This is a genomic window from Corynebacterium felinum, from assembly GCF_030408755.1.
GTDB lineage: Bacteria > Actinomycetota > Actinomycetes > Mycobacteriales > Mycobacteriaceae > Corynebacterium > Corynebacterium felinum.
Genome location: NZ_CP047209.1, coordinates 2,299,635 through 2,323,520 on the forward strand (window position 1 = coordinate 2,299,635; position 23,886 = coordinate 2,323,520).

Consider the following 23,886-nt stretch of genomic DNA (forward strand, 5'->3'; position numbering starts at 1 on the left):
CGCGTTAGCGCTGGTAAAGCTTTTCAATCGCATCAGCGTAGCGGCGGGCCACCACGTTGCGCTTGACCTTCATCGTTGGGGTAAGCTCATCGGCTTCCTCAGTGAGATCCCGATCGAGAATCTGGAACTTCTTAATCGCCTCAGTGTGCGAGACCATCGCATTGGTCTGGTTAATGGCATCTTGAATTTCAGCGCGCAATACTGGATCTAAGGCGAGCTCCGCAATGGTGCGCGACTCAGGAATATTGCGGTTGAGCTTCCACCGTTTGATCGCATCCTCATCCAAAGTAACAAGCAAGCCCACAAAAGGCTTTCCGTCGCCAACCACCATGGCCTGAGAAATCAGCGGGTGGGAGCGCAAGGAATCTTCCATCGGGCCGGGGGAAACATTCTTACCACCGGCGGTCACAATCAGATCCTTCTTACGGCCGGTGATCACCAAGTGGCCAGTTTCCAGCAGTTCGCCGAGGTCGCCGGTATTAAACCAGCCTTCCTCATCGAAGCACTCAGCGGTTGCTTCCGGATTGTTCCAGTAGCCGTCGAAAAGCGTGTTGCCCTTGATCAGGATTTCAGAATCAGCATTGATGCGCACACTCGTGCCACCCACTGGCGGACCCACGGTTCCGATCTTTTGATCCACGAAATCCACGGTGGCAGCCGCCGAGGTTTCGGTCAGGCCGTAGCCTTCATAAATGGGGGCGCCAAGGCCGCGGAAGAAGTGCATGATGTCTGGGCTCATCGCCGATCCACCGGAGATGGCATACTTCACCGAATTACCCATGGCGGCGCGGATCTTGGAAAACACCAGCTTGTCAAAAGTCTTGTGCTTCAAACGCAGCGCACGCGACGGGCCCTCAGCGGTATCGAGCGCACGGGAGTATTCGATGGCAGTCTTTTCCGCCTGCGCAAACAGGGCGGCTTTCACCGCGCCACCTTCAGCAGCATTCGCCGCAGCGGAGTTGCGCACCTTTTCAAAGACTCGGGGAACACCCAAGATCAGGTTCGGGCGGGCACGCTGGAATTCCACGCCCAAGGTGGAGAAATCCGACCAGTGCGACTGGGTTGCCCCACCAATTGCCACAGCCAGCGACACCGCGCGGGAAAGCACGTGTGCCAGTGGCAAGAAGGTAAGAACTCGTGAGCCCGGAACTGCAATGGCACCAATGGGGTTGGTGAGCAGACCATAGACCTCGCTCAACCAGTTCTTATGTGTTAGACGACAACCCTTCGGACGCCCCGTGGTGCCGGAGGTGTACACCAAGGAGGAAAGATCTGTGGACTTCGTCGCTGCAATGCGCGCATCCACCTCAGTATCGTCCACGGAACGCCCCTCAAACTTGAGGGTGGAAATGGCCGAAGCGTTAATTTCAAGCACGCGGCGCAGCTGCGAGGGGGATTCGCTCAGCGCTGGTTTGCCGTCTTCTTTCAGCACCAAATTCTTCATTAATTCGGTGTGTTCGCGCTTTTCGGTGACTGCGAAAACAGCACCGGAATCTTCAATAATCCACTCCACCTGCGACAGGGAGGAAGAACCATAAATAGGAACGCTGACCGCTCCAGCTGCCCAGATAGCGAAATCAAGCAGCGACCATTCGTAGCGAGTTTCGCTCAGTAGTGCGATCCGATCGCCTTGCTGCACGCCGTTGGCGATGAAACCCTTGGCTACTTCATAAACTTCGCTAATAAACTCGGCAGCGGTCACATTGACCCATTCAAAGTTCTTCGGGCGGGTAAACATCACACCATAAGGGCGGGCCTTGGCGCTGGCCAGCAATGCGGTGAGGCAGGTGTCGTGATCGCCGATGGTGTACTCGGCTGGGGTGCTGATTTCCTGCATGTGTATGTGATTCTCCTTAAATGTTGCCGGTGGACAAACACCGCGCCACCGGGCTGCAGATTCCCCTGCTACTCGGTGTCTCACGTGGGTTTTTCCACATGCCTCCAGTTGGGAAACATTCCCTCTAAGCCGTGGGTTAAACATGACTTAATACTCAAGTTAGGGTACATCTATTTTCAGTCAAACGTGTAACGTTGACTACGTGGGATATCAAGAATCATTGCGCGAATTAGCCGCCGCATACGCTATTTCTTCGGGCTACACCGGATTCGGGGGTCAGCCCATCGAAGCTTCCGATGATACGTTAGTGAAAACTTTGCACGCCCTTGGTGTGGAAGTGGAAACTGAGGAGGATATTCACCTCGCTCTTACTCAGCGCCACGATGCGGAGTTTAGCCGCCCGCTGCCCCGCTGCATTGTGACCGACGATTCTTCGAACTATATTTTCAACGTCCATGTTCACGACGGCGAACCTGCCCAAGTAACCATTCTGTTGGAAGATGGCAGCACTGTCACGCCACAGCAGGTGGATAACTGGACTCCTGCCCGCACAATTGCGGGGGTGAGCTGGGGTGAAGCGTCGTTTGAAATCCCTGCGGGATTGCCGCAGGGCTGGCACGAGGTGGAATTGACCTCCACGGGCATTTCGGAGAAATGTACGTTGATTGTTACCCCGGCGCGTCTTACGACTACCGACACGTATATCAATAATCCTGTTGCTGGTGTCATGGCACAGCTGTATTCGGTGCGCAGTTCAGGCTCGTGGGGCATTGGTGATTTCCACGATTTGGGCTTGTTGGGTGAAAAGATCGCCGACTTTGCCGATTTCTTGCTGATTAACCCACTGCATGCCGCCGAACCATTCCCTCCTATTGAGGATTCTCCTTATCTTCCAACCACCCGCCGGTTCACCAACCCTTTGTATATCCGGGTGGAGGATATTCCTGAGGCACCGAAAGGGTTGAAGAATCCTTTTGCGAAGGAAAACCGCAACCCGGGCATGATTGAGCGCAACCCTATTTATGCTGCAAAGCTTGAGGTGTTGCACGAAATTTATGAGACGCCCCGCTCTCCTGAGCGGGAGAAAGCCTACCAGGAGTACTTGGCGATGGAAGGCCAGGGCTTGGTAGATTTCGCCCAGTGGTGCGCGCGTAAAGAGGCTGAGGTTGCGGGCAAGCACGCCCATGTGGATCCTGGTTTTTATATGTGGTTGCAGTGGATTTGTGACCAGCAGTTGGCTGCCGCGCAGAAGCGTTGTGTGGATGCGGGTATGAAGATTGGCATTATGGCTGATTTGGCTGTGGGTGTTCACCCTGGTGGCTCCGACGCGGAAACGCTTGCCGAGGTTCTGGCACCTTTGGCGTCGGTGGGTGCCCCACCGGATTCTTACAATCAGCATGGTCAGGATTGGTCGCAACCACCGTGGCATCCTGAGCGTTTAGCGGAGTTGGGTTATAAGCCGTGGCGGGATATGTTGCGCACTGTGTTGCGCCATTCGGGCGGTATTCGTGTCGATCACGTACTGGGTTTGTTCCGCCTGTTTTGGATTCCACGTATGCAGGCACCTTCGACCGGCACGTATGTCAATTACGATTACCGTGCGCTGGTGGGCATTCTTGCGCTGGAGGCGGAGCGTGCGGGTGCTGTGGTGATTGGTGAAGATTTGGGCACGTTCGAGCCGTGGGTTCAGGATGCTCTTGCTGCTTACGGCATTATGGGCACTAATGTTTTGTGGTTTGAGTCTTCCCCGCATGGTGGGCCGCGTCATGCCCATGAGTATCGTGCGTCCGCGCTGAGTTCGGTGACTACTCATGATTTGCCGCCGACGGCTGGTTATTTGGAGGGCGCGCATATTTCGCTGCGTGAGGAGCTTGGTTTGCTGATCACTGATCCCGACGCTGAGTTTGCTCAGGATTTGCAGTGGCAGGCGCAGGTGCTTAACCGTGCGACTGATTCGGATCGTTTCACTGATTGTGATCGTGATGATCGCGGTGAGACGTTGGATCTTGTTGCTGCCACGCATGCGTTTATTGCAAAGACTCCGTCGGCGCTGACGTGTACGGCGTTGGTGGATATGGTTGGGGATCGTCGGGTGCAGAATCAGCCGGGTACGTCGAAGGATAAGTATCCGAACTGGTGTGTTCCGCTGACGGATGCCCAGGGTGAGGTTGTGTTGATTGATGATCTGCCCACGGCGTCGTTTAGCGTGATTGCGCAGGCGTCGAAGCGCCCGCAGCAGCACTAACAATTGTGCGCTGAAAATTTTCAACGCCCACCGTCGCAGTGCAGTTGACGGTGGGCGTTGGTAGTTTTAGCTGAAGGTTTCGATGGGGGTTGATAGTTTTAGCTCAAAGTTTCTGTGGGTGTTGGTGTGTGCGTGGTGTCGCCGTTGATGCGTTTGAGTGCGTTTTCTGCGGAGATCAGGCACATGGGCACGCCCACGCCGGGGACGGTGGTTGCCCCGGCGTAGTAGAGGTTGTTGAGTGTGCTGCTCACGTTGCTTCCGCGCAGGAACGCCGATTGCGCTAGGGTGTGGGCAGGTCCGATCGCCCCGCCGCGCCACGCGTTGTAGCGGGTGGCGAAATCGGCTGGGCCTAGTGTGGCTTGGACTTTGATCCGTGTGCGTAGATTGGGCACGACTGCAGCGAGCGTATCGACGCCGTGCTCAGCGATCGCACGCACCTGTGGGGATTCGGTGGCATAGGCGCTGCCGTGGCCGAGGTTTTCGGTGGCGTGGGTGGGGATGAGGATAAAGAGGTTTTCGCAGCCTTCTTCAGCCACGTCGGGGTCGGTTTGGGAGGGCATGGATACGTACATGGAATTGGCGATGCCGGGTTTTCCGTCGAAGACGATGTCGAAGTCGTTATCCCATTCGGCGCTGAAGAATAGGTTGTGGTGGTGTAGTTCGGGGATTTTTCCTTCGACGCCGAGCATGACTAAAACGGTGCCGATGCCGGGGTCTTTCAACTTGGGTACGCTGCGTTTGTTGGCGGGCAGGAGTTTTTGTGTGTGCATGATGTCGGCGGCGGAGACTACCGCCTCGGCCCGAAATTCTTTATCCCCGCAGCGTACGCCGGTTACGTGGTGGCCGCGGGTGACAATTTCATCGACGCGGGTATTGAAGTGGAATTCCACTCCCCTCTCCACAGCCATGCGGTAGATAGCTTCCACGATTGCGCTAAACCCACCTTGGGGGTAGCACACCCCTTGGGTTAGGTCGGTGTGGCTCATCAGGTGGTACAGCGCTGGGGTGCGCTTGGGGTGTGAGGATAAGAACACTGCCGGATAGGTGAGCATTTGCCGCAGCCTAGTATCGGTAAATTGGCTGGCCACAAAACTATCCAGGCTTGTCAGAAGCAGTTTAATAAACCGGAGCTTGAGTGGGATAAAGCGAAGATTGGAAAAGGTGGTGTACAGGCACTGCCTGATACTGAGTTCATAAACTTCGCGGGCACTTTCAAGATACTGGCGTAGTTTTTCACCGGCGCCGTGTTCAATCGACTCAAACACGTCATAGGGATCAGTCATATCGAGTGGCTCGTGGCCTTGGGCGAATAGCCGGTAGGCGGGTGTTAAGGGCACTAATTCTAGGGGGTTTTCTTCCCCCAACAGGGCAAAGAAATGGTCGTAGGCTTCGGGCATGAGATACCACGAAGGTCCGGTGTCGAAGCGGAATGAGTCGATGCGTAACTCCCCTGCCCGGCCACCGGGCGTAGAGTTTTTCTCAACAACAACCACTTCGTGCCCATCATGTGCCAATAAGGCGGCGGTGGCAAGACCGGCAAAACCTGCACCGATGACTACTATCTTCATTTTTTATTCACCTTTTCTTCACGCACTGTTTCACCACATATTTTCGCTGTTCTCGTATTAGGCCCGCAGTGCGATCAGTACCTTTTCGTAGGCGGGTACTCGTACGCGGCGGGAGTAGATTTCTTCCACTGTTGCTTGATTGAGTCGCGCTGTGAGCGCTTCGAAGACTTTCAGTGCTACAGCAACTCCTTTGCGTGAGCTATCGGGTAGTTTCACTAGTGCTTTTTTCGCGACTGTGAGATCTGCTTCAATTTCGGCGACGAGCGTATCTTTTTCTGCTTCGCTTAATTCCCGCGACAAGTATGTACGCCCCAGCGTTTCGGTATCTTCGGCGAGGTCGCGCAGGAAGTTGATTTTTTGAAATGCTGCGCCTAGCGCGCGTGCTCCTGGTTGTAGTTCTTCACGCAAGGCACTGGGGTAGGTGGAATCGCTTAAGAAAATATCAAGGCATAGTAGGCCGATGACTTCGGCTGATCCGTAGATGTAGGTGTCGAGGTCGACGGCGTGGGTGGCACCGGGTTGTTTGAGGTCGGCGCGCATGGAGTTGAAGAAGGCTTTGATGTGTTCGGGGTTGAGGTTGCAGCGTCTGGCGGTGATGGCGTAGGCGTGGATGATTGGGTCGGTGTGGAAGCGGGTGTTGGGTGCGTTGAGGATGGTTTTTTCGTAGGTGTTGAGGATGTCAGTACAGTTGCAGCAGGCGTCGTGTGCGGTGCCGTCGACGATTTCGTCGGCGATTCTGACCATGGCATACAGGTTGGAGATATCTGTGCGGATGTGTGGTGCGAGGAGTTTGGTGGCGAGACTGAAGCTTGTGGAGTAGCTTGCGATGATTTGTGCTGCTGCTTTTTGTGCTGCGGTGTCGTATCGCGCCAGATATTCCGTCATATTCTCAACACTATCTGCACCATGTGAGTAGACTCAAAGCAGCGTTGTTTTCTCACCTGCACTGCTTATCGACGCCACCATTCTCTCCCCCTGAATGAGCACTGTTGTTGGTGTGTTGCTATGCATTAACCCGCATCACATGTCCTTTGTGATGCGGGTTTAAAATGCTTGTGCTGTGGTTGGGTTACAGCAGGCTAATCAACCATGCAACGACGACGATGGCCAGCAGTACGTACAACGACTGGGTAACACGCGACTGCGGATACTTGCGCTTAGGCTTTGGTAGTTTCTGGTCTTGCTTGCGCAACTCTTCCGGATTAGCCATCTTTACAACTCATTCCTCAACGGTATCTTTTAAAGCCTCAAGCTTAGCCGATTGGCGCAAAACAAACGCACCCAGAAAATCAATAGCGCGCAACCACACCACAGCAAGCACAGCACACAGTGGGACCACCACCACAAACACAATCGGTGCTTGCAGCCAAAAAGGAATGGTGGTCAAAAACTGTGTGAACTGATCCATTTAAACAGCACCCGCTAAACCACGACGACGCAACAAGGGGCCAACATCCTTTGCCCGGCCACGCAGATTTTCAAAGGCGGTGGTGAAATCATCGGCACCGCCGCGGGAAAGCACGAGATCGCGGAAACGCTGACCAGCCGCACGGGTTGCTTCATCGGTGGAATCCTCACCGGCAGCACCGGTTTCCTTAAACCACTCAAAACCATCAGCATCCAAAGCCTCAGCCCACAGGTAGGAGTAGTAGCCGGCAGAGTAGCCGCCGGCGAAAATGTGGGCGAAATAGTTTGAACGGTAGCGTGGAGCCAGATGCTCAACCTCAAGGCCCGCTTCGGCGAGAGCGCGTGCCTCAAATTCCTCAATATCAGCAGCGGTAAGTTGTGCTGCCTCCTCGGCGCTCAAACTATGCCATGCAAGGTCGATGATGGCGGAAGCAAGATATTCGCTGGTGCCAAACCCTTGGCCGAACTGACGGGCGGCAGAAATCGCCTCCACTAGCTCATCAGGAATGAGCTCACCGGTATCCACGTGGCGGGCATAATTGCGCAAAATGGCAGGATCAAAAGCCCAGTTCTCATTGATCTGGGAAGGGAACTCCACATAATCGCGGGGCACATTGGTGCCGGAGAAAGTCGGGTAACGCACCTGGGACAAAAGGCCGTGCAAGCCATGGCCGAACTCGTGGAATAAGGTGGTCAAGCTATCCAACGACAACAGCGCTTCCGAGCCGTCGGCAGGCTTGCTAATGCCCATCACGTTAACCACAACAGGTTTTGTGCCAAGCAGCTCAGATTGGTCAACGAAGCTTGACATCCACGCCCCGCCCCGCTTGGTTGGGCGGCCATACAAGTCGGTGAGGAACAAACCAATACCGGTGCCGTCCTCATCCTTGACCTCCCACACCTGCACATCGTCGTGGTAGCCGACCAGATCTTCACGCGCAACCACATCGATACCGTACAGGCGCTTTGCGGCATAGAACACGCCGTCGACAAGCACTTGGTTCAGCGGGAAATACTTCGACAGTGCATCCTCATCCAGGGAATAGTCGCGGCTGCGCACCTTCGATGCCCAGTACGACCAGTCAGCCCCCTCAACCTCACCGTGGGCTGCCTCAACCAGCAGCTTGTGCTCGTTGCGGGCATTCGTAGCCGCCGCTGGTGCAAGATCGAACAACAGCTCGCGCACTGCCAAGGCAGTCTTTGCTGTTTCTTCCTCGATCACATAATCAGCATGGGAGTCATAGCCCAGAAGTTGTGCTTTGTGAGCGCGCAGCTGCACCATTTCAATGAGTACTTCGGCGTTGTTCGCACCCCGGCGCTGCGAGGCTTCATATAACTTCACACGTGCCTCGTGCACATCAAGTTCAGCCTGCTCAGCTTGCACAGTGGGCAGATCAAGCGGGATCACAAAACCCTCGCGGCCGAGCGCTTGGGCATCCTTGCGGGCTGTTTGTTTGCGGGAATCGCTCAGGCCTGCAAGTTCATGCTCGTCGAAAGACACAGCTAGTTGGCGGGTCGAAGCGTTGAGGTTCGAGTTGAACTTTTCAGTAAGCACACTCAAGCGTTCGTTGATCTCGCCCAGGGTTGCTTTCTGCTCATCGTTGAGCTCCGCACCCCGGCGCGTGAACTGGCGAATCAGGTGCTCGTGGAGGCGCTGGGATTCACTATCTGCTGGTACTTCAACGTTTTTCACCCGCTCGTAGAGTGCGGCATTGAGGTAGGTGCTGTCGGCGTGTGCGCTGAGTTTCGGGGCGATGGTTGCTGCGATCGCTTCCATGTCCTCGTTGCTATCTGTGCCTTGCAGGTTGAAAAACACGGCTGATACGCGGGCTAGTTCGCGCCCGGAGCGTTCCAATGCTTCGACCGTGTTTTCCCAGGTTGGTGCTTCGGGGTTGGTGACGATAGCGTCGATTTCTGCCTTGTGTGCGGCCATGCCTGATTCGAATGCTGGCAGGTAGTGTGCCGTCTCGATCTGCTCGAATGGGGGCAGCAGGTAGGGCAGGGTTGATGGTTGTGCAAAAGGGTTCTTGTGCGATGTTTGCGTTGCAGTCATAGCTGATAATCGTAGTTGCTAAACTTTAACTTATGCATTCGTCCCCGATGACCAGCACAAATATTGTTTACGCTACTGCGAAACCTTTTCATCATTCCGTTTTGGTGCCCAAGGTTGAGTGTTTTCGCACGCCGCAAACCAATCCTCAGGGCACGGATGATGAGATCGAGCTGGTGTTGCGGGTGACAAGCCCCGAAAATTTTACATCCACCAGCGATTTCCCTGTCGTGGTGATTATTCATGGCGGCAGCTATGTGGGCGGTAGTTTTGATGAGCCGTGGCTGAATGGGCATAACTTGCCAGGTATTGTCACGGTCAGTGTGGAATACCGCACGGGGATTGCTGGTTTTGCCCAGTTGCATGATGAGAGTACTTTTCGCGGTGTTGCTGATTGTCAGCTGGCGTTGGACTGGGTGCAAAAACACATTGAGGATTTCGGCGGTGATCCGACAAATGTGACGTTGATGGGGCAATCGGCGGGCGCGGGTATTGCGCTGTGGCTTGCCCGCAAGGATCACTTTAAGGGAGCTTTTCGACGCCTTCTCGCCCTCTCCCCTGCCTTTCCGCGCACCCCGTTTCGGCGTCGTAAGCACATTTTGCGCCGCTCCCTGGGCACCCCCATTACCCGTAAGCATTTGGCTGCGCTCACTTATGAGCAGTTGGCGAAAGGGCAGCGGCGATTCCAGCGCCAGATCCCCTTCGATCTCGCTTTTGGCCCCGCCCCTTTTGAGCCTGCGGAGCTTGCCGATATCCCCATTGTGCTCAGTTGCACGCGGGAGGAAATGTTTTTGTGGGAAAATAACCCGCTTGTGCCGAAGTGGTTGCTGAAGCGCATGTTTGGGGTGCGTTCATCGTGGCGTGCGCATGGCCCGTTTTTGGGCTCGTTGATTACCGATGCTGCTATTCGACGCTTCGTACTCCACGCCGCTGATTCCCGCCCACACAACACGTGGGTGATGGAGCTTCGCGGGAGCGCCGAGCAACCGGTGTATCACTGTTCCGATATTCCGTGGGTTCTGAACAACACGGAGCTTTTACCCGCCGGTATTAAAGAGGTGATCTATAACCCTGATGCAGATACTGCCAGTGTGGTACATACGATTGCTCGGGTATTTTTTGAAGGCACACTACCCAGCTGGCCGGAATATGGCGAAGAAAAAATAGGCATGGCCATCAATTACGCCGATTCCGCAGTACTGGAATCGGACTTCTTCGCCCACCTTCGCCCGCATCTGCGCTAACAGTAAACTTCGTGTCTATGCGGGTGCACGTTGCTTCCCCATGCTCAATCATCCACCGATCGTGTGTGCCGATCATGCGTCGGCTTATCGATCCCACAATTTCAAGGCCCGTCCACAATGCTGGATGCAATGAACCTACCCCACTTGTTCCAATCTGTTGATCCCAACGAGAATCAGCGCAGAATGATCCTTCCGCAAGAAACTAAGCCCCTGCGGAATGAGTGCGGATACAAGGTGCCCACCCTAGCGAAAAAACCTATCAATACTCGACTATTGATTCAAAAATACTGATTCGACTTTCAGCACAGTTGTAGAAAACTGACCTGCGGTTTTACAGATAGCACTTGCTCTATGTCGAATCAGTATTTCCACACACAGGACTCGAAGAAAACTCACACCCCGTTTGCAAAAGGACTCAAGCAAAAAACTGCCGACGCCTTGCAACCTTTAAATATTTGAGCGATTAAAAAGTGCCCCCACTACCCCAATGCACAACGCTGCTAATCCACTTACAACGAGCACAGATCCTGCCGCATGTACTGGGACAAACCCCGCACCTAAAAATCCAAGAAGCACCGATATCTGAATAACCAATATGTACGCCGGCATCTGGAAGGCACGCTGATCAGCGGCAATCCGTTTAAGCATAAACCCAGACATGCACGTGTTGTGCACACCGTTAGCAAGCCCGATCTGCAACGCTGCAAGCACCAACTGCCACACGGTGTGCGCAAACCCTATCGAAACAATACCCGCACCAATAACAGCTGCGGCTGCTGAAGCAGCTGCAGCATCGCCCAGTTTTGTGGCGAACACTGCAGATATACCAGGACCAATCACCAATCCAGCACCAATCGCCCCCACAATAACCCCATAGGATTCGGCACTCAGACTTAATTCCTGACGTACTCGAACAATGAGCACAACATTCAGAGCACTTGTGACCAACACCGTGGCAACTAAAGGAACGAGCGCACGAAATACTCCACGTGTACGCAGCAATCCCGCCACATCCGCATTCCGACGTTTATCACCACGTGTGTTCTTCCCAACACTGGTGGCAATGAGACTCTTCGATGCCACGCTCACAACTATCGCAGCAACAAGAACAAGGCCCGCTAAAACAAGCAGCCCGGTGCTACCAGAAAACCACGCGTATACGAGGCTTCCAAGAACTGGGCCTGCAACATAACCTAAGTTACGCACCGATTGCACCACGCGATTTGCCTGATCCATCTTGGTTTCATCCGCACTCAGCGCCGGAAGGGCAACCATGACAGCTGACCATAAAACAGCGCCCACACAACCCAATGCCAGAGCCACCCCCACATACACCGCCACAGTATTTGCCAGTGAAGCAACAGAAATCAGCACAGCTTCTACAACAAAAACGCCACTAATTACTTGCTGCGCACCAAATCGCACAATACTGCGTGGAGCAAGCACAGCCGCACCAATCCCGCCAATCAGCCCGGCAATAAGAAGCGCCGAAACTCGCGCAGATGCATGTGCATCACCGGCAAGGTGCAACGCGAACGACACTTGTGCTGCTTCATCGGCAAAACTTCCCAGAAAAAGTGCCACACAAGCAGCGATGACTTTCAGCATTGGGCTCACAAGATGCACCCCACTGCTCTCATCAATCCCCACATTTCACATCATCGGCAGTGTTTAGTGGCGAAGTCGCGAAGCTTCGCACGGAAATTCTCATCACGTAACTGCTTGACCATCCACGGGCTGAACACGAACGGGGTGGCATCCACGGCGTCGAAAAGCTGGGCAGGGTGCACCCACGAAAAAGAATCAACCTCCGACTTCTCCGGGTTGATTTCTTCTTCGCACAACGCCATGAACACCGGGCAAATCTCCCACTCCACCACACCGGAAGAATCAGTCGCCTTGTACTCAAAATCCGCAATGCCGACACAAAGATCCTCAACCCGAGAAACACCCAACTCATGGGGAACCCAGCGCAACACAGCCTCACGCGCCGACTCCTTCGGTGCAAGATGGCCGCAGGCAGAGTTCGTCCACACCCCAGGCCACGTCTTTTTCCCCAAGGCGCGGCGCGTGATCAGCAACTGACCCTGGGTATTAAAAACGTAACAGGAAAAAGCAAGATGCAATGGAGTATCGGTGGTGTGGACAGTGGCTTTGAGGGCGGTTCCAATCGGATTGCCTAGCGGATCAGAGAGCACGACGACATCAGTCATGCACTCAACCATAGTGCCTTGACCCCACCACCGGCACGACGCAGAAGATTCACAGCACGCAACTACACTCCCAAGGACGGTTCACCAGCGTGATCTATACGCTACCGCTGTCCAAAGCGACGCGTGCCGGAATTGTTATTCCGCACCTGATGCATACTCCCAATCCCGCGATGAGCAGATTTCCTACTATCGAGCGATGGTTGTGAATTTCCCTTCGTCTTATCCTTCACCTTATCTTTCGCTTTATCCTTCGAGCTTTGCTGCGGTGACTTCACAACAGAACCAAACATCGGGCCAATCCCCGCCCCCGCCTTCTTACTACCAACAATCTTGCGCGAAGACACCGGCGTGGAGCGCACAATACCCGCAGGAAGAACCGACTTCCCCTGCGAGCTCGTACCCGCTGCAGTCACCGTGCCACCACTCGCCTGCCCCGCCCCGCCAGCGGCCGTACTAGCGCCAACCCGTGGCCCAGGTTCAGTCACTCCACCAATCGCCGTCCCAGCTGCCTGCGGTGCGAAATGCCCACCGCTTGCCCCAAGACTTGCACTAGCAGCAGCATGAGTAGACGCCCCGTGCGGCGCCACCTCCATCAATGACCGCAACAGCGGATCCACCTGTTCACACGCGAAAGCCAGCCGATCACGCAACTGGGACAAAAACTCTAGCTCCGCCTCCCTCTGTTCCTCAGGCGGCAGCGCCTTCACAGCAGCCTGAGCCGCCGACACATCAGCGATCAGGCTAGGAGCAATACCCGCCAAACGCCGCACCGACGATGACACCACCAGTGCATTAGCGGCAAAAACCTTTCCCTCCTCAGCAACCTGGAGGATCGTGGTGCTGGCATTTTCAAACACCACCCCCGCATGCTCAGTGATTAGATCATCAGCAATCGCCGCCAAATCAGTAGCGATCCGGTGCATCTGATGCGACAACGACACCCATGCATCCGCAGCCAGGTGCGCATCCGGATTCTGCGTTGCCGATAAACCCGCATGCAAACTATCCAAAGAATCCGCCGTAGCCACAAAAGGCAGGTGGAAACTGAAGCGTTCAAAAGTACGCTGTGGCCGTGGCGGAAACTGCACAACCTCCTCACCAACCCCCTCACCAGCATCCAAAGCCCGCGAATGCACCACATTCTGTTTGGTCAAGCCATAACTGGTCAGCCGAAGCATATCCACCAACCACTCCACTTGGCTGCGATACACCCCCAATACGCGATACGCACTCCCCACCCCACCGACAAGCACTTTCCCGTGCTGTGCAGCAGATTCATGCAACCCAGACACCGGCGAAAAAGCACCGCTGAGCTTAGTGTTCATAGCTACGGTGACCACGGCGTCGACACGGCGAAAAACCTCATCCAGCTGCGACACAGACTCATCCAAGGCAGCAACGTTAATAGTGACAGCAGAAGAACTCATCACCACACTCACTTTCAAACAAAAGAGTCAACAAAAATCACAAGAGAAAAAACCCTCACACTATAAAGACTGGAAAAAACGCATTTGCGTTCCCTCACAGGGGGTAACGCGGGGGTAAACCGGAAGTGATCAAGCGAGCGTTTCAACCGCCGACAGAAGAAAACCTCCTGCATAGGCACCAGAAAAGTGACTGCGCAGGAGGTATGAAAAAGTAGCTAGGCGTTATTCAGATTGCCCTCAAACACCAAATTCCCCACCGTCAAACGCCCCTGATACAAAGAGCCATAGGAGGCATCGAAAGCAAGATCAATATTCACGCTCGCCCCAGGGCCCAAAGGTAAATCAAGCGGAGTCGAACCTTCCTGCACCGGGCTTGCCCCATCGAGGAATACCTTCAGCGCCTCAGGGGGCAGTGCTACATCATTCAAATTGGTCACTAGCAGGTAAATCACACTGCCACTTGCCATCGGGTTTGAGCTCGTGCCAAGAATATCCACCTTAATATTCAACCCCGGATCAATCTCAGGTTTCGTAATGTCAGCAACTTTGATGGGGGCAACATCTTTCGGGCTAAAAGTAGGACTGGAGGAAGTAACTGCTTCCGCCACCTGCTCCTTCAACGGGGCTTCCGCATCCTCCGAACCACAGGCAGTTAGCAGCAGGCAGGCACACAGCCCAGCAACAACTCGCTTCATACTTTCCTCTCAACCAAGAATAAATGGGGACAACATTCTTCCTCACTCATCATAAACGACACTGAAACAAAGCCACTCAAGGCAAGGTGAAAGAGAAAGGTGGCGGATTCTAGGGGCGTGAATATAAAGCCGCGCTTACGCACGGGCAGAAAGTAGCATAGAGCACATGCATTTTCCTGACTATGACAGTTTAAAAAGCCGCAGCACCCTCAAATGGACTCGCTACCCCGACGATGTGATCCCCCTCTGGGTTGCTGAATCTGACTTCGCTACCTGCGAGGTTGTCAAGCAAGCTGTGAAAGATGCCGTTGAGCGTGAATACTTCGGCTACCCCGGCGACAACCCTGGGGTCATTGAAGCGACCCAAGATTTTTACCACCACCGCTACGGTTACCGCCCACCACACGTCGGTGTTGTTGCCGATGTTGTGCGCGGGCTTCAGATCGGAATCCAGCACTTTACGCGCCCTGACTCCGCCGTAGTCGTCCCCGTTCCCACCTACCCGCCGTTCTTCCAGCTGCTTCACGCCACCGGCCGCGAAGGGATTTTCCTTGATGCGCGGAACAAGATTAATCTCGACGATCTGCGCGAGGCCTTTCAATCCGGTGCGGGAAGCATTATTCTGTGCAATCCTTTTAACCCTTTGGGTTATATTTTTAGCGCCGATGAGCTTGAGGCTATCTGTGCCGTTGCGGATGAGTATCAGGCACGAGTGCTTGTCGACGAAATTCACGCACCACTAGTTTTCGACGGCACCCACCAGGTGGCGGCAAGCCTGAATGACACGGCCGCGCGGGTGTGCTTCACCGTAACCGCAACATCCAAAGCATGGAATACAGCCGGATTAAAATGCGCCCAAATTCTTTTCAGCAACCCGAACGATTGGGAAATCTGGAACAGTTTGACCAATGCCACGAAAGATGGCGCGTCCACCCTCGGTATGGTCGCCGCGGAGGCAGCGTATCGTGAAGGGATTGATTTTTTGGATGAAGAGCTTGAGTATTTACGCGCCAATCGCGACTACCTTCTTTCCGCGCTGCCTAAAGTTCTTCCCGGTGTGAAAATCACCGCACCGCACGCTACTTATTTACTGTGGATGGATTTAAGTGCCACAGCCATCCCCGGGAACAAAGCAGAGTTTTTGCTCACACAAGCACGGGTGGCGCTTAACGACGGCGCGTGGTTTGGCGAGTTGGGCAAAGATTTCGTTCGTCTGAATTTTGCCACGTCACGCGATATTTTGGAACAAGCAATCTCACGTATTGGGAAAGCTGTGGCTGCTTTATAGGTACGACCAGTGCCCACCTGCCTCATTCCACCGGTTCGCACAGCACTAGCATCACCGACTAAGGTCTGAAAGCATTCAATTTTCTCTCCCCTTTTAAAGGAATACACTTCTCATCATGACCACCGTCACGGCCACCGCTTCGCACCGAGGAATGAGCGGCAAGGCGCTGATTCCGATCGCGCTGATGCTGTTTTCGATGTTCTTCGGCGCCGGAAACCTCATCTTCCCACCTGTCCTCGGCGCTAACGCCGGTGTTAACTTCACCCCAGCTGTCATTGGCTTCCTTCTTGGCGGCGTCGCACTGCCTGTGATCACCATGATCACAGTAGCCCTCTCAGGGCACGATGTGCGCGCGCTCGTTGCCCGCGGCGGAACGATCTTCGCCATTGGTTTCTCCGTGGCTGTTTATCTGTCCATCGGCGCATTCTTTGCTATTCCACGCACCGGTGCTGTGAGTTTCTCCACCGCGATTTCCCCCATCACCGGCTGGGATTCAACCACCGCTTCGGTGGGCTTCAACCTTGTGTTCTTCGGCATTTGCTTTGCTCTATCGCTCAACCCTTCCGGTTTGGTGGATAAGCTGGGCAAGATCCTCACCCCAGCACTGTTGGCCTTATTGGCTGTATTGGTGGTGCTGTCGATTTTCACCCTGCACTCCCCAAAGCCCGCCCCCACTGAGGCATATGCTACTACCCCACTGGTGGCTGGCCTTTTTGAGGGCTACATGACGATGGACTCCATCGCCTCTCTTGCTTTCGGTATCTTGGTGATTTCCGCGATCCGCAATTCCAAAAAGACTGAGAACTTCCCCATTATTAAGGGCACCACGATCGCCGCCATCATTGCTGGCGCTTTGCTGGGCATTATCTATCTAGGGCTTGCCCTCATGGGTTTGCGCATCACCAATGGGCAAGGCTTCTCCGATGGTGCAGCACTGTTGTCGGCAGCATCACTCGAAACCCTGGGCACACCTGGCCAGGTATTATTCGGTGGCATTGTGTTGCTAGCGTGTCTGACCACTGCGGTGGGCCTGTTGGCTGCAACGAGTGAGTTTTTCAACCAGCTGATTCCTGCCGTGTCTTATAAGGTGTGGCTGACGGTGTTTGTAGTGATCAGTTTCATCATTGCTTCTGCCGGTTTGGGTACTGTGCTCAAAATTGCGGTGCCGATCATTATTTTCCTCTACCCCATTGCTATCACCGTGGTGATCATTACCTTGATCGGTTTTGTCTGGCGTACCCCAATTTTCTTAGGCTTCCGTCTGGCTGTGTGGACAGTAACCGTGTGGAGCTTGATTACCACCATTGCTCCCGAGGCGTTGAGCTGGGCTTTGTGGCAAGAGCACAATTTCGGCTGGGTGATCCCCATGGTTATTGCTTTAGCTGTGGGCATGGTTGTTGACCTCAAGGATAAAGAGCAGGCAGCAACCAACTGCTACAACTGCCTTGCCTATTCCCGCGCCGCGAAGGATAAGGCTGAACTCTAACGTTTCATCTGCGCTTGTCCAGCTGTGATGGCTGATACACCCACTGTTTTTTCGGGGTTCATCTTTCTCCCCCTTCACCATGTACAAAGGTGAAAACACACACTGTGTTTTCGCCTCCACGGTGAGGGGGGGTGTTTCTTTGGCACACTCCTTGGGTGTAGCTATCGCATCTGTTGTACTGGTTTCACGAGGAAATCAGCGATGCCTTGAAGTACCCCTTGTAATTTTTGGGTGCTTCAAGGCGCATGGGATTTTTGTCTAGGCTAGGTAGCTATGCCCACACCTTTGCGCGCCCGCGTGTCGCCGGTCGACATTTCCCTGCTGGATCTGGGAACAATTTTTGAAGGCGAAACACCTGCCGATGCTTTAAAGCGCAGCGTTAAGCTCGCACAGTATGCTGAAGCACGTGGGTTTCGGCGCATCTGGTACGCCGAGCACCATAACAGCGCAACCATTGCTGCTACCAGCCCACCTGTGCTGATCGCCCACGTTGCAGCACATACCCACCGCATTAGATTAGGGGCCGGTGGAGTCATGCTGCCCCACCACAGTGTGCAAGGTGTGACTGACCAATTTGCTATGCTCAACCACCTCCACCCCGGCCGGATTGAACTGGGAGTCGGTCGTGCCCCTGGTGGCGATGTCCCCCACTGGGATGCCTCCAGCTACGACGAGGATGTGAAACAGCTGGCACAACTGGTGCCCGTCCCCGTCTATGTTCTTGGATCTAGCCTGCACAGCGCCGAACTCGCCGGAGGCCTAGGTTTGCCCTATGCCTTCGCTTCCCATTTTGCACCCACGCTGCTCCACGAAGCGCTGCAACGATACCGCGACGTATTTCGGGCGTCGCAACGCTTAGACAAACCCCACGCCATTGCCAGCATCAACATTGCCGAAAACACCGACTTTCACCTGCCGTGGATGAAATCCATGAATATACAGCCCACACCGATCACCCGCGCAGCTGTCTCAAGCCAGGTTTTTCACTACACCGCCTATGAGCACGCCGGCATTGAGGCTTTTCTCAGCCACAGTGGGGCGGACGAAATTTTATGCTGCCCGCGCGCAACAAATGCTGAACAACTGATAAGAGTCTTGGATCTGTGCGCCCAACACGGCTAACCTTGCCAAGTATGCGCCCCACCGTCCGTCACCTCATCCCAGCCCTCATAGCAACCCTGCTGCTTTGTGGCTGCAGCGCAGGGATCACCGCATCCCAACACAACACCAGCATCCCCGACTCCATCACGATCGGAACCACCACCGCACCGGCCAGCCTCGACTTCACCACCACCGCCGGCGCAGCAATCCCCCAAGCATTGATGGGCAACATCTACGAAGGTCTCGTCGCCATCGCCGAGGACGGCACCATCACCCCACAGCTTGCCCGCAGCTGGGACATCAGCGACGATCAGCGCACCTACACCTTCCACCTGCGCGAGAACGTCACCTTCTCCAACGGTGACGCATTCAACGCGCACACCGCTGATTTCTCCATCAACCGCGTCAAAGGGGATGCGTGGACGAACGGGCTGAAAAAGCACATGAGCATCGTCGAGCACACCCGTGTCATTGACGACTACACCTTAGAAGTTCGCCTCTCCCACCCCTCCAACACGTGGCTGTGGTCAATGGGCACGCTGGTTGGCGCCATGATGAGCCCTGGCGGGATCGACACTCTTGCCACTCGCCCGATTGGGACTGGGCCGTACATTCTCGACCACTGGGCAGTCGGCACTTCCTTGTCCCTGATTGCCCGCGACGACTACTGGGGCACACCCGCGCGCAACAACCGCGTCGTGTTCCGCTATTTCCTCGACCCCATCGCGCTGACCAACGCTGTGCGCTCTGGCACCATTGACACCGCTGTGGGCGTGCAAGCACCCGAACTGATCGACGCCCTGCTCGCCGACCCACACCTGAATGTTGAAGTTGGCAGCACCAACGGCGAAGTATTGCTATCTATGAACCATAGGCGCGCGCCTTTTAATGACCTTAACGTGCGCAAAGCAGTCTTCTACGGCATTGACCGACAAGCCCTGATCGACACAACGTGGGAAGGCTACGGCATTGATACCGGCGCAACCCCCGTCGCCCCCACCGATCCGTGGTACACCGGCTCATCGAACTACCCTTATGATCCGGACAAGGCCAGGGCACTGCTTGCTCAAGCTCAGGCGGTGGGAACTGACATCGCCATTACTGTCCCGACCTTGCCTTATGCCCAAGCAGCAAGCGAATTATTGTACTCGCAGCTGACTGATATTGGTTTTGATGTCACCTTAGAATCCGCCGAATTTCCCGCTGTGTGGCTCAGTCAGGTGTTCAAAGGTCACAACTATGACATGTCGCTGATTGCTCACGTCGAACCCCGCGATATCGGCACCATCTTCGGCAATCCGGACTACTATCTCGGTGTCGATAGCCCACGTGTCCAGGCTTTGCTTGACGACGCCGACCGCAGCGCACCCGAAGACTACGCCCTGATGATGGGGCGTGCGGTTGAAGCAATCATGGACGAAGCCGCCGCGGTCACTCTTTATAATCTGCCCTGGATTGTGGTCAGCAATAAACGCGTCGTCGGTGTTCCCACCAATACTGTCTCCGATGGTCTTCGCGTTGCCAACATTCACCTTCAGTGATGGAAGGAACAACCTCCCTCATGCCCACCAACCCTCAACACCCCACCCCACCGACACTGGCGGAACATTCTCATCCACCAGCAAACCCAACCGTGACCGGTAACGGCTTGGCCCCTGCTTATAGAACATGGCGGGCGGGATCACCCCAGTCGGGTCATACTCGCACCGTACTGTTTTTGGGGGCTGCACTGCTGCGCTACTTGCTGACCTTACTTGTGGCCAGCGTTGTCATCTTCATCGCCTTGCGCATCATCCCCGGTAATCCCGCCGAGGTAGTTCTCGGTGTAACCGCCACCAAAGAATCCGTGGCGGAACTCTCCGCATCCATGGGACTCGACCAACCCCTATGGTCACAATATTTCTCGTGGATCACCAGCCTTGCCACCGGCGATTTCGGGCACTCACTTATCTCCGGCACCGACATCTCCCCCCTAGTATTCGACCGGCTGCTCGTTAGTCTCCTCCTTGTCGCCGCTGGAATGACAGTAGCCCTTGGCATCGCCCTCCCCTTCGGCGTGTGGGCAGCCGCCCGCGCCAAATACCTCGACGGATTGGCTATCACCGCGCTGAGCCAAATGGGAATTGCAGTACCCTCCTTCGTGGCCGCATTGATACTGGTCGCTTCCTTCTCAGTACATTTAGGGTGGTTTCCGGCAAACGGATGGTCAGTACCAAACCAAGATTTCCCCGGTTTCCTCAGCCGCCTAGTTCTACCAGCTGTTTCCCTAGGCCTCGTCCAAGCAGCGATCATGACCCGCTATGTGCGCGGTGCCGTGTTAGACATCATGACGGAAGAATTCATGCGCACCGCGCGCGCAAAAGGCTTAAGCCCCCGCCAAGCGCTGTTTCGCCACGGAATCCGCAATGCCGCACTCCCAGTGGTAACCGTCACCGGCGTGCAGCTGACCTCACTACTCATCGGCGCTGTGGTCATCGAAAAAGTATTTGTAATCCCCGGACTTGGCTCACTACTGCTGACTGCAGTAACAACCCGCGACCTTCCCACTGTCCAAACAATTGTCATGCTCCTCGTTGTCTGCGCTGTGATCATCAACGCACTCGTTGACCTCACCTACATCATCGTGGATCCCCGCACCCGAAGGAGGAAGTAATGAAAAAACCCACACTTCCCTACTCCATCGTGGTTGGCGCGCTACTAGTAGGAACGGTCATTCTCATCGCCGCACTCTCCCTCATCTGGACCCCCTACGACCCCCTCCACGCAGTACCCAACCAACGCCTCGAACCACCAACCCTTGCTCATTGGATGGGCACAGACAGACTCGGCCGCGATGTCTTCAGCCAAATCATGGTCGGTGCACGCATCACACTTCTCGTCGGCCTCGTCGCAGTATCCGTAGGAGTACTCATCGGCGTACCACTTGGCATCCTCGCCGCAATGCGCCAAGGATGGACCGAAGCACTAATCATGCGCGGCAGCGATCTCCTCCTCGCCTTCCCAGGACTCTTACTAGCCATCGTCGCCACCGCCATTTTCGGCGCAACCACCACAACCACAATGATCGCAATCGGCATTGCAAGCGTCCCCGGTTTCGCCCGCGTCGCCCGCGCCCAAACACTATCAGTGCTCACACGCGACTATGTAGCAGCAGCACGCACCGCCAAACGCACACAATGGTATATCGCACGGCGACACATCCTCCCCACCATCATTGGTGTAGTAATCGTCCAAGCATCCACCGCCTTCGCCCTAGCAGTACTCGCCGAAGCAGGCCTAAGCTTCCTTGGACTAGGCACACCACCACCCGACCCCAGCTGGGGACGCATGCTCCACAACGCACAATCATCACTAGCCTCCGCCCCACTATTAGCGCTATGGCCAGGCATGGCGATCGCACTGACAGTTTTAGGCTTCAACCTCCTCGGTGACGGTGTCCGCGACCTCGGCGACCCAAAGTACCGCACGACGAAAACTAAGGCAGCATAAGAATGCTCACGCTATCCAACGTCTCCATCCACGACGTCGTCACTAGCCTCAACCTCTGCATCGCGCCGGGGCAACGGCTTGGGCTCATCGGCGAGTCTGGGTCTGGGAAAACGTTAACCGCGCTGTCGATCATGCGACTGATCGACTCCGATGGTGAGATCACCTTCCACGATCAGAAGCTTCATGAGCTCAGCGAACGCCAACTGTGCAGTATTCGGGGTAAGAAGATCGCCATGATCTTCCAAGAACCCATGACGGCGCTGAATCCGCTGATGACCATCGGTGCGCAGCTTTCAGAAGCCATCCGGATTCACGAGCCGGTGTCGCGGCGCGTAGCTCAGCAGCGAGCTATGGAATTGCTGGCACGTGTGGAACTTGCCGATCCTGCTTTTATGCGCCGCTACCCACACGAGTTGTCTGGTGGTCAGCGGCAACGCGTGCTCATTGCCATGGCGGTGGCACATAAACCTGACGTGTTGATCTGCGACGAGCCGACGACGGCCTTGGATGTCACTAGTCAACGCGCGATCATCGACTTGATTTTGAAGGTGGTGGCTGAGAATAACACCGCGCTGTTGTTTATCACTCACGATCTCGGTTTGGTGGCTCGTACTTGTGACGATGTGGTGGTTTTGAAAAAGGGCGTGGTGGTTGAGCGTGGCCCTGTGGCACAGGTGCTTCACGCTCCGAAGCATGAATACACCAGAATGTTGGTAGAAGCCTCGAAGTTGCCTCAAGCGCGTGCTCGGTCGGAGTTTGGCCCGGAGCTAATCCGATTGGAGAATGTGTCCAAGCGCTTCCACCGTTCCTTTGAGGCTGTCAAGGATGTGAGTATCTCGGTTTCTCGCGGGCAGCGTGTAGGCATTGTGGGGGGTTCGGGTTCAGGCAAGACTACTGTGTTGAAGATGATTGCGGGCTTGGAAAAGCCCACCAGCGGTACGGTGCAGTGTGCTGCCGATTTACAGATGGTGTTTCAAGACCCCTATGGTTCGTTGAATCCTCGGATGCGGGTGGGCGACATTATTGCTGAGACGTTGCCTTCCTATGATCCGGTGCGAGTGAATGAAGTGTTGACGCAGGTGGGCTTGGAACCTGCGATGGCGCAGCGTTTTCCTCATGAGTTTTCTGGTGGGCAACGCCAGCGTATTTCCTTAGCTCGTGCGATTGCTCCACGACCGGCAATTCTCTTGGCCGATGAGCCGGTGTCGGCCTTAGATGTAAGTGTGCGCAAAAAGGTGCTGGCACTGTTGGATGAGTTGGTGAGTGAATACGATCTGACCTTGGTTTTTGTTTCCCACGATATGGATGTTGTGCGCAGTGTCTGCACTGATGTGGTGGTGATGTGTGACGGTGTTGTGGTGGAGCAAGGCGTGGTGGAAGAGGTGCTTGATTCACCTGCTCATCCTTATACACGGTCGTTGATTGATGCGGTTGTGCACTTGTAGCGTTGAGAAGTGCTGTGAGTTTGACCTGTCACCTGCCCCATCTGTGATCAGCGGTGGTGCCCAAGGGTGGAGTGTGGTGTGTGGTGAAATATACACAGATTCGGAAACATTTGTCTATGCGCTACCGATAGGATATATGCTGTTGCTTATCGTTGGCTAAGAGTACACCCAAAGAAGCACAGGGGCTCCATGCCCCGAGTCACCGTGACGAAACCGCATTTTCCTGCTCTTTTCATGGCAAATGCTCGAATCGGGAATAGTATCCTGATGCTGAGTGTTTGATAAAGAAACGGGTGTTCTTGTGTCTATCTTTCGCCATCGAGACGCACACCGGCTCATTGTTCTTGAAGATTTCGTGGCTGCGAGGGGTTTCCTGCGCCTGCACTGCGGA

Annotated in this window: 19 protein-coding genes; 9 read left to right on the plus strand and 10 right to left on the minus strand. The window is 55.0% G+C overall.

Going from position 1 to position 23,886, the window contains the following annotated elements; genetic code table 11:
* Positions 1–4: 4 nt before the first annotated feature.
* The gene (locus CFELI_RS09765; protein ID WP_277105085.1) at positions 5–1,837 is read right to left on the minus strand and encodes an AMP-dependent synthetase/ligase; all 1,833 of its coding nucleotides are present in this window, start codon (positions 1,835–1,837) and stop codon (positions 5–7) included.
* Positions 1,838–2,039: 202 nt separating this feature from the next.
* On the opposite strand from CFELI_RS09765, the gene CFELI_RS09770 reads away from it, so the two are divergent.
* Complete coding sequence (locus CFELI_RS09770) at positions 2,040–4,082, plus strand: 4-alpha-glucanotransferase (protein WP_277105084.1); 2,043 nt, start codon at positions 2,040–2,042, stop codon at positions 4,080–4,082.
* 98 nt (positions 4,083–4,180) lie between these two features.
* Here CFELI_RS09770 and crtI read toward each other — a convergent pair whose 3' ends face one another.
* From crtI to CFELI_RS09795, 5 genes are all read right to left on the minus strand, one after another.
* Positions 4,181–5,650: a phytoene desaturase family protein gene (crtI, locus tag CFELI_RS09775; protein ID WP_277105083.1), complete on the minus strand. Its 1,470-nt coding sequence runs from the start codon at positions 5,648–5,650 to the stop codon at positions 4,181–4,183.
* A gap of 57 nt (positions 5,651–5,707) precedes the next feature.
* Positions 5,708–6,535, minus strand: coding sequence for a phytoene/squalene synthase family protein (locus CFELI_RS09780; protein WP_277105082.1), 828 nt, complete (start codon positions 6,533–6,535; stop codon positions 5,708–5,710).
* 184 nt (positions 6,536–6,719) lie between these two features.
* Positions 6,720–6,860 carry a hypothetical protein gene (locus CFELI_RS09785; protein WP_277105081.1) on the minus strand — a complete coding sequence of 47 codons (141 nt, stop codon included), beginning with the start codon at positions 6,858–6,860 and terminating at the stop codon, positions 6,720–6,722.
* 9 nt (positions 6,861–6,869) lie between these two features.
* Entirely contained in the window at positions 6,870–7,058 is a 189-nt protein-coding gene (locus CFELI_RS09790; RefSeq protein ID WP_277105080.1) for a hypothetical protein, read from the minus strand.
* The gene (locus CFELI_RS09795) at positions 7,059–9,110 is read right to left on the minus strand and encodes a M3 family metallopeptidase (protein ID WP_277105079.1); all 2,052 of its coding nucleotides are present in this window, start codon (positions 9,108–9,110) and stop codon (positions 7,059–7,061) included.
* A 32-nt stretch (positions 9,111–9,142) separates the two neighbouring features.
* Between CFELI_RS09795 and CFELI_RS09800 the strand changes: the two genes are divergently transcribed.
* The gene (locus CFELI_RS09800) at positions 9,143–10,351 is read left to right on the plus strand and encodes an alpha/beta fold hydrolase (RefSeq protein WP_277105078.1); all 1,209 of its coding nucleotides are present in this window, start codon (positions 9,143–9,145) and stop codon (positions 10,349–10,351) included.
* A 447-nt stretch (positions 10,352–10,798) separates the two neighbouring features.
* On the opposite strand, the gene CFELI_RS09805 is transcribed toward CFELI_RS09800, so the two are convergent.
* The 4 genes from CFELI_RS09805 to CFELI_RS09820 form a co-directional block, all read right to left on the minus strand.
* The gene (locus CFELI_RS09805; RefSeq protein ID WP_277105098.1) at positions 10,799–11,959 is read right to left on the minus strand and encodes an MFS transporter; all 1,161 of its coding nucleotides are present in this window, start codon (positions 11,957–11,959) and stop codon (positions 10,799–10,801) included.
* Between the two features lie 50 nt (positions 11,960–12,009).
* Positions 12,010–12,564, minus strand: coding sequence for an isopentenyl-diphosphate Delta-isomerase (idi, locus tag CFELI_RS09810; protein ID WP_277105077.1), 555 nt, complete (start codon positions 12,562–12,564; stop codon positions 12,010–12,012).
* A 101-nt stretch (positions 12,565–12,665) separates the two neighbouring features.
* Complete coding sequence (locus CFELI_RS09815) at positions 12,666–13,991, minus strand: hypothetical protein (RefSeq protein ID WP_277105076.1); 1,326 nt, start codon at positions 13,989–13,991, stop codon at positions 12,666–12,668.
* Between the two features lie 215 nt (positions 13,992–14,206).
* Complete coding sequence (locus tag CFELI_RS09820; protein ID WP_277105075.1) at positions 14,207–14,686, minus strand: hypothetical protein; 480 nt, start codon at positions 14,684–14,686, stop codon at positions 14,207–14,209.
* Between the two features lie 166 nt (positions 14,687–14,852).
* Here CFELI_RS09820 and CFELI_RS09825 point away from each other — a divergent pair, with 166 nt between their 5' ends.
* From CFELI_RS09825 to CFELI_RS09855, 7 genes are all read left to right on the plus strand, one after another.
* Positions 14,853–15,974: a MalY/PatB family protein gene (locus tag CFELI_RS09825; RefSeq protein WP_277105074.1), complete on the plus strand. Its 1,122-nt coding sequence runs from the start codon at positions 14,853–14,855 to the stop codon at positions 15,972–15,974.
* Positions 15,975–16,089: 115 nt separating this feature from the next.
* Complete coding sequence (gene brnQ / locus CFELI_RS09830; protein WP_277105073.1) at positions 16,090–17,460, plus strand: branched-chain amino acid transport system II carrier protein; 1,371 nt, start codon at positions 16,090–16,092, stop codon at positions 17,458–17,460.
* 273 nt (positions 17,461–17,733) lie between these two features.
* A complete protein-coding gene (locus CFELI_RS09835; protein ID WP_277105072.1) occupies positions 17,734–18,582 on the plus strand; it encodes an MsnO8 family LLM class oxidoreductase in 849 nt (282 codons plus the stop codon).
* An 11-nt stretch (positions 18,583–18,593) separates the two neighbouring features.
* Positions 18,594–20,102 carry an ABC transporter substrate-binding protein gene (locus CFELI_RS09840; RefSeq protein WP_277105071.1) on the plus strand — a complete coding sequence of 503 codons (1,509 nt, stop codon included), beginning with the start codon at positions 18,594–18,596 and terminating at the stop codon, positions 20,100–20,102.
* A gap of 20 nt (positions 20,103–20,122) precedes the next feature.
* Positions 20,123–21,214 carry an ABC transporter permease gene (locus CFELI_RS09845; RefSeq protein WP_277105070.1) on the plus strand — a complete coding sequence of 364 codons (1,092 nt, stop codon included), beginning with the start codon at positions 20,123–20,125 and terminating at the stop codon, positions 21,212–21,214.
* Positions 21,214–22,050, plus strand: coding sequence for an ABC transporter permease (locus CFELI_RS09850; protein WP_277105069.1), 837 nt, complete (start codon positions 21,214–21,216; stop codon positions 22,048–22,050). The genes CFELI_RS09845 and CFELI_RS09850 overlap by 1 nt, the downstream gene beginning before the upstream one ends.
* Positions 22,051–22,052: 2 nt before the next feature.
* A complete protein-coding gene (locus tag CFELI_RS09855) occupies positions 22,053–23,495 on the plus strand; it encodes an ATP-binding cassette domain-containing protein (protein ID WP_425551782.1) in 1,443 nt (480 codons plus the stop codon).
* The last annotated feature ends 391 nt before the right edge of the window (positions 23,496–23,886 follow it).